This is a genomic window from Roseicella sp. DB1501 (assembly GCF_013112485.1).
Lineage (GTDB): Bacteria > Pseudomonadota > Alphaproteobacteria > Acetobacterales > Acetobacteraceae > Paracraurococcus.
The window spans coordinates 1-6590 of record NZ_JABFHG010000034.1; the positions used below are offsets into that span (position 1 = coordinate 1).

At 66.7% G+C, this 6590-nt stretch carries 9 protein-coding genes; all 9 read right to left on the reverse strand.

The window, feature by feature from the left end:
- Positions 1 to 335: 335 nt before the first annotated feature.
- The 9 genes from HJG45_RS28050 to HJG45_RS28090 all read right to left on the reverse strand — a co-directional run bounded on the left by HJG45_RS28050 (position 336) and on the right by HJG45_RS28090 (position 6570).
- Positions 336 to 587 (reverse strand): hypothetical protein, encoded by a 252-nt coding sequence (locus tag HJG45_RS28050; protein ID WP_171617258.1) that lies wholly within the window; start codon positions 585 to 587, stop codon positions 336 to 338.
- A 1-nt stretch (position 588) separates the two neighbouring features.
- A complete protein-coding gene (locus HJG45_RS28055) occupies positions 589 to 1914 on the reverse strand; it encodes a DUF1073 domain-containing protein (RefSeq protein WP_171617260.1) in 1326 nt (441 codons plus the stop codon).
- A 2-nt stretch (positions 1915 to 1916) separates the two neighbouring features.
- Complete coding sequence (terL, locus tag HJG45_RS28060) at positions 1917 to 3233, reverse strand: phage terminase large subunit (protein ID WP_254452864.1); 1317 nt, start codon at positions 3231 to 3233, stop codon at positions 1917 to 1919.
- Positions 3234 to 3237: 4 nt separating this feature from the next.
- Positions 3238 to 3594, reverse strand: coding sequence for a hypothetical protein (locus HJG45_RS28065; protein WP_171617256.1), 357 nt, complete (start codon positions 3592 to 3594; stop codon positions 3238 to 3240).
- Positions 3595 to 3705: 111 nt separating this feature from the next.
- The gene (locus HJG45_RS28070) at positions 3706 to 4101 is read right to left on the reverse strand and encodes a hypothetical protein (RefSeq protein ID WP_171617263.1); all 396 of its coding nucleotides are present in this window, start codon (positions 4099 to 4101) and stop codon (positions 3706 to 3708) included.
- 185 nt (positions 4102 to 4286) lie between these two features.
- On the reverse strand, positions 4287 to 4544 hold the full coding sequence (locus HJG45_RS28075; protein ID WP_171617265.1) for a hypothetical protein: 258 nt from the start codon (positions 4542 to 4544) through the stop codon (positions 4287 to 4289).
- Positions 4545 to 4546: 2 nt separating this feature from the next.
- Entirely contained in the window at positions 4547 to 5788 is a 1242-nt protein-coding gene (locus HJG45_RS28080) for a hypothetical protein (protein ID WP_171617267.1), read from the reverse strand.
- A gap of 21 nt (positions 5789 to 5809) precedes the next feature.
- Positions 5810 to 6448: a hypothetical protein gene (locus tag HJG45_RS28085; protein WP_171617269.1), complete on the reverse strand. Its 639-nt coding sequence runs from the start codon at positions 6446 to 6448 to the stop codon at positions 5810 to 5812.
- Positions 6449 to 6471: 23 nt separating this feature from the next.
- Complete coding sequence (locus HJG45_RS28090; protein WP_408902043.1) at positions 6472 to 6570, reverse strand: transposase domain-containing protein; 99 nt, start codon at positions 6568 to 6570, stop codon at positions 6472 to 6474.
- Positions 6571 to 6590 lie beyond the last annotated feature (20 nt).

The following is a 6590-nucleotide window of genomic DNA, read 5'->3' on the forward strand; positions in this document are numbered from 1 at the left end:
AGCGCGCCGCCGACGCACGGGCTGACGCGCCCGAGCCGGCAACATCGATAACCCTGGCCCGAAGATCGTCCGAGTATGCCCGCGCCATCACCGCCTCCCTCCAATGGAGACGGTGAACCACACTCAGCCTCCGCCGTCACTCAGATCGTGAACCGGTGTTCAACGGACACGCTCTAGTCTATATGGCGCGGGCTGGGCAGGCCGAAGGTGCGCCTGCCCAGCTGGGCTTGCGCTGTCATGCCCGCATCACCCTCTGCCATTACCCGCCGGAATCCACACTCGGAGGCGCCGCCATCGGCAGCCCGGCCACACACCAACCCGCGCAGCCCTGCTGGCTATCGCCTTCTTGTGGGAATGGCACTGGCGAACTGCGCAGCCAGCAGCGCTTCGGCAGCCGACAGCATGGTGGCCCGCTGGCGCCGGTCTTCGATCAGCGCCGCCCGGACCTCCAGCAGCGTCACGCATTCGGCCACCACTGCATCAACGGCATGGGCTGCCAGCTCACGCACGTCGGCACCGTGAGCCAACGCCTCGTGGAAGCGGTTCTCGATCACGCCGACGAGCGCGTCCTGCACCAGATCCTGCATGTCACTCTCCCGCCGTGGTTCCAGCTCCACGGCCTGCCGCTGCGATGTGCTGCGCCAGCGCCGGGAGCCATCCATCGTCCTCGGTCTGGCTGACCAGGGATGCCCCCAGCGCCGTCGGGGCGACCAGGCCGGTGGCGGCCAGCGCAGCCGCGGCCTGCGCGTGCTTCAAGCGAACCTCGGCGAGATCCGTCGCGCGCTCAGACCACAGGGGCGCCCATTCATAGAACACCGAGTTCGAACGCGGCTTCCGTCCCAGCGCTGACCGGATCAAGCAATCGTCGAGCAGCCGCAGCGCGGGCCCGATGTCGGTCCTCTGCTTGGACGCAAGGCGACCGAAGTACCGCTCGTCGTCGCTCTCGCCGGCCGCGCTGGCTTGCAGGCCGTTGGCACTCGAGCGTCCGAACAGGCGAGAAGCTGGGATATCGACGGAGCCGCATACCTGGATCATGAGCCGATCGACCAGTTCGGGCAGCCCGGCACCCAGGTCAAGCTGCTTCGTCTCATGCTTCTCGGCTGCATCGAGCAGCGTCAGACTGAACATCGACCGCATGGAATGGGCGAGCGCAAACCGCGACACCAGCGCGGTCCGCGCCACCGGATCCATGACAATGCGATTCAACCCTTCAATGCTGATGATGTCTTGCTTAGATTCAAACAGGAGATGCTGGATCGCCCGGATGGTCTGCTCGAGGTCCGCGATCGGGCGCCAGGCCCGCTGCAGCACCGACGTGCCCCAGGGCTCGCCGTTGGACCATCCCAGCGCCGGCGAGCCCGTGAAGAGGCATGTCCTCGTCGGGTGGATGGCGAGAAACTTCCGGTCGTCGAGCGCGAGCCGGTACTCTCGCGGCAGGCCCGCCCACGGTAGCGACGGATCGCGTTCCACCAGGCCGCAGCTGATCTCGTAGCGCGATGCGACGTGGATGAAGCTGAGATCGCCCTTGCCGACGAGGCTCGGGTTGAGGGGCGTCGATGGATCGTCGCCAGCGGCACCACCGACGCCGATGAGGAGCAAGCTTCCACCGTCCCGAGCCGCAAGGGCCAGCGCCTTCGCTACCTTGACCTGGAGGTCAAGGCGCTGCTCCTCGGCTTCGATTGCGGCCACATCGCTGCTGCGGCCCTGCCATGTGCGCCACCGCGCCGTCATGTCGGCGGCAGGTTGCTCGACTGCCCTGGCAGCGATCCAGCTGCTCTCCATCAAGGCCCAGATTTCGGCTTGCGAGATGCGGGCGAAGTCGTAGTGGGCCTGCGAACCCTTGTCGCGCGGGCTGCCGATGCCGCCCATCTCGCCAACGAGGCTCCGGAGGCTGTCGGCAAAAATGGCATTCATTCTTAACTGACCCACGAGTAAGAGGCATCGAATGCAGGCGTCGCCACTTCAGCGAAGGCGCGGCTCAAGGCGTCCACCTGGTCATCGTGCTGCGCGTTCGGGAAGCCACGCAGTTCCTCGAGGAATGCCCGGTTCCACGGTGCCCGCATGATCGACAGGTTGCCGACATTCGCCTGCGATGCGACCGGCATGGCGCGGGTCGCCTTTGAGCCGGTTTCCCGTGACGTGCGGACCGTGTAGCCCAGCAGCTGGCGCGTCAGGTACTCGGCCTGAACCTTGCCGGCCGCGCCTGGGTCGATGGGCAGCGAGATCACCGTGTCCGGGCCATCACGTTCGACGGTCTCGACAATGGCCCGCTCCACGCCCTCGGGGCCGGCCCGCAGCCGCACGATATCGCAGACGGTCAAGCGATTGTCCCTGCTCTGGTGAAGCAAGAGGCCCACCGTCCAATCCGGCGATCGCTTCTGCGTTGCGGCCGTGGCTGCAAGATCCCAAGCACGGATCATCGTCCCCCGCTCGAGCGGGGTGTCCCGAACGGTGATCGCCTCAACCTTGAAGACTGCGCCATCGCTGACGATGGGGCTCTGCTGGTACAGGGCCGACCAGTCGCGATCACCGATGGTAGCTCGGATGCCTTCGAGCGCCACGAGCGGGTATCGCTCGGGCCACAGTGCCTCACCGTCCTCGTCGATTGCCTGAAGGTTCAACACCTCCCAGCGCTCGCCACCGGCGGCCATCTGGTCGAGCAGTCGTCCGGCAAGGTCGTCGGCGTGCCAGCGGGTCTGGGTGAGGATGACAGCGCCGCCAGGCATCAGGCGCGTGAAGGCAGTGCTGGTGTACCACGCCCATACGGCATCTCGCACAACCGCGCTTTCTGCCTCAGCCCGGTCCTTCACCGGGTCATCGATCGACAATATGTCGGCGCCTCGGCCAGTGATGGCAGTGCCTACACCTGCGGCGACGTAGCTGCCGCCCTCGCTGGTGTGCCACCGCGCCTTCGCGCCGCTGTCCTCTGCGAGACCCACACCAGGGAACAGAGCGTTGAATTCGGGCGATGCGACAAGGTTGCGAACGTCGCGACCGAAGTCGCTGGCAAGGTCCTGTCCGTAGCTGGCAGAGATGAATTGCCGAGTGGGATCGCGGCCGAGCGCCCAAGCAGGGAAGCGCCTGCTAACCAGTTCAGACTTACCGTGTCGTGGCGGGCTGAAGATCATCAGCCGTCGGCAATCGCCACGCTCAACCCGTTCCAGAGCCTCGGCGATACGCGCGTGCATCGCACCGGGCCGGTAGGCTGGGTTCGTGTACCGGGTGAAGCTCAACAGCTCAGTGCGGGCCGCTGCCCGCCTCGCCATCTCCTGCCTCGCCGTCGTCCGGGCCTGCGAGAGCAAGCAACTCCGCGTCGGTGAAATCGGCGATGTTGCGACGGATGGAGGCATTGATGCTGCTGCTCGCAAGGCGGGGGTGGAGGTAGGGTGCCGCCGCGACCGCGGCCTCGTACTGGCGCGCCGTGATCGCCTCGGCTTCCGGGCCACCGCGCATGACGGTCAGCAGGATATCGAGCGGGAGGGCGCCGCCTTCGATCGCAGATGCAATGCCGGCCTGTGCCCGCATCTCCCGCTCGATGGTTGACCGGTTCCGCGCCCCCGGCTTCCGGCCACCAGTCTTCACGTACTTCGCCATCGCTCAATCAAACTAGATAATCACGCGATTACGATATCGGGTTGTCTTGACAATGTCCCAACCGGAAACGCTGTCGCTCACGAGGGATTCAACCTTCCCAACTTGCGAAGGTCAGCGCGCCGCCCGCATCTCCACGGCCCGCGCTGGTCGGTCCAACACGGCGAGCAGCAGCCCCTCTAATAGCGGCGTCGCTTGCCCATCCTCCGGCAACCACTCGTCCAGCAGCACGGCCGCCAGCCGCCGGTCACGGGTCAGCGCCCAGAGGAAACGGTCGAGCCATTCCGGCATCTCGCGCTCGGATGGCGCATAGTCCTCGGCCAGCGCCTTGATGAGTGTCCGGTCGTGGTGAAGGAGCGCCCACAGCAGCGCGCGGTGGCCCTCGGACATCCTGACCTCACCAGACTTCCACCGCTGGGCCGTGCGCGCGTTGGCGCCCAGCAGGCGGCCAAGATCAGCGGTGCCCATCCCTAGGTCGGCCATGGCTTCGGAGAAGGCGGTCGTCTGCATCGGCGCCAAGGCTAGGGCGACCGGGCCTAGGAGGGCAATCAGGGGCCTCCCAACGCACGAACGCTCGGGCTGTCCACGCCGGCCACAGGGGGGGCCGAAGGGAGGCTGGCCCCACATAGGCCGGGCCGCGCGAAGATACCGGGGGGGGGGCGGAGTGGGCAGCGAAACGTATTACGCCTCCTGCATCAGTGCAGCACCCGCTCGGTCGGAGGCAGTGTGCGTCCCGGGTGCGCATCGACTGACGCAATGAGATCCCGTGCTGCATCGAGCACGGCATGCCAAGCGCGAGCCTCCATCTCCTCGACCCTGGTCGGCAGGACCGATTGGGTCGGCGGCGGCCGCGCCTCCCACAGGGCATCTCGGAGGTCAATCAGCCATTCGATGCGGGCGAGGGCCTTCGCATCATCAGCCGCCTGGCCATCGGGGGAAGGGATCTTCGGCATCGCTATTCCTCGTACCTCGGTCGAGGTGATCGATTAGGTGGCTGTGCGCCTCGCCAGTGAGGATGGGAATCTGGCGCAGCATCGTGGTCGAGCCCTGGCTGGGAAAGCCTCGGGGCGCCCAGCCGTGCCTCCAGCGTTCTGATGTGCAGGTCGGCCGGTAGGCGGATCGGCATAGCTGCGGCATGAGCGGATTGCTGGACCGGCGGCAGCGTCTGGGCCGCGGCACCGACTAGACCCTCGCTGACCGTCGGCGCCGGCGGTTTAGCTTCGGCCTCCGCATCGTCCTTCAGCCATGCCAGGGGGCCAAGGCGCTCCTCCAGCCAATCCTGAAGATCCGGCACTACCGACGGATCGTAGACCAGGGTGCTCGGGCGCTGCCTCGCTCCAGCCTTCTGGTAGGTCGCCCTTCGGCAGTGGGGGACATTTCCCAATAGGGAATTACTATTTGGGGAATGTCCCCCACTGGATCGTTGGAGGGCCTTCTTCGCGGCGGCAGGGGAGGTCCATAGGGTTTCGACGGGATAAGCCCGGTAAGCGTCAGCGGCGCCCTTCAGCGCGACGCCCCCCATGCTCATCATCACGTCCCATGGGGAGGGCTCCAGGCTCTCCCAGGAGACAACCTCGTTCACTGGGATGGACAGGGGGCGGTCGGTCAGCACCAGCACGTCCACCGGGTTGGCCGCTGTTCGGTTGACCCCGCGGGCGCGGCCAATGATCTGGAGTAGCTCGCCCTCGCAGATATGCTGCCGGATGGCTTCGGCCGTCGGATCAGGGTGGTGCTCGGCCTCTGTGGGGACGCTGGATCCATTCCGCAGGCGGATATGCGCCTCCCGCCGTTCATACGGGCCTGCCAGGCTGGTCGAGACGGCGGCACCCGTCAGCGCCTCTGCCATCATCTCGGCAGCCCATGGCCGCGGCAGGGTGCGGCCCACCACAATCAGCAGCGAGATGCCAGGCCTGCCCGGCCCAGGCCCCCATTCATCCCGACCGGCGACGGCATTGTGCCAGGCCAACTCGACGTTCGATGGCAGGGGGCCACACTGCTTCCAGTAGTCCACCACCCCCTTCTGGGCGACCACCAGCACGCGGCCGCGGGTCTGACGAGCCTCCCGCAGCACGGCCGCGCGGAGCCGTTCCGAGTTTTTCAGGCGCCGCTCGGCCTCCTTCGGATTGTTCTCGCACCATTCGTCAGGAAGCAGCGCTGATTTCGCCCAGTCCCTTCCGACGAGCTGCCGGATCCGCATGTGAGGGGCGGCGGCTTCGATCTAGGCTGTCACCTGCACCTGCGGCCAGTACGGCCGGACCAGCGACATGTTCAGCGTCGCATCCAGGATCAGGGTGGGAGTGGTGTTCCAAGGCTTTGCGATTTTGCGCCGACCACGGAGACGCAGCACCCGGACGGGGCCGGCATCAGTGTCCTTCCAGCCGAGAGTGATCCAGCCGCTCGCCTTCGGCCCATCGGGCTGCATGAGAGCCTCCAAGGCCCCGAAAAGCCGGGCGAGGCGCATAGCCGTCTTGTTCCCGACCGCAGCCTTGACCAGGGCGCGGCGCTCAGCCGGATCCATCCCTGGGGTGAGTTCGGGTCGGATCACGCGGCGCCATGAGAGGGCATAGCCGTCGCGGCCGGTGTCGGCACTGATGCCAGCGGCTACCATGATGTCCCGCTGAAGGTTCCCGTCCGGGTGTTTGTTGAGGGCGGCGCGGACGGCGGCATGCGCGGCCCGAAGCCGGCTGGTGTCCAGGCCGATCCGGTCGCCCGGGACGGTCACAGCTTCGTCCAGCGCGTCCAGGGGCAGTTCCATGGGGGTGTCGTCAATCCCCTCCAGGCCGTCCGGCCATGCGGCTTCGTCCACAATGACGAAGGCCGGCTTGCCGAGCGCAGCGGCGGCTTTGTGGAACAGCAACTCGTGCGCGATAAACGTATGCGTCAGCCCACGCTGGTGGGTTGACGGCTTGGCCTGAAGTTCCAGGGTAGCAGCTCGTCGATACGGGTGATGGGGTGGCCATTTGCGAGGCGGTCGAGCACGGCTGCGATGTAGGCTTCCG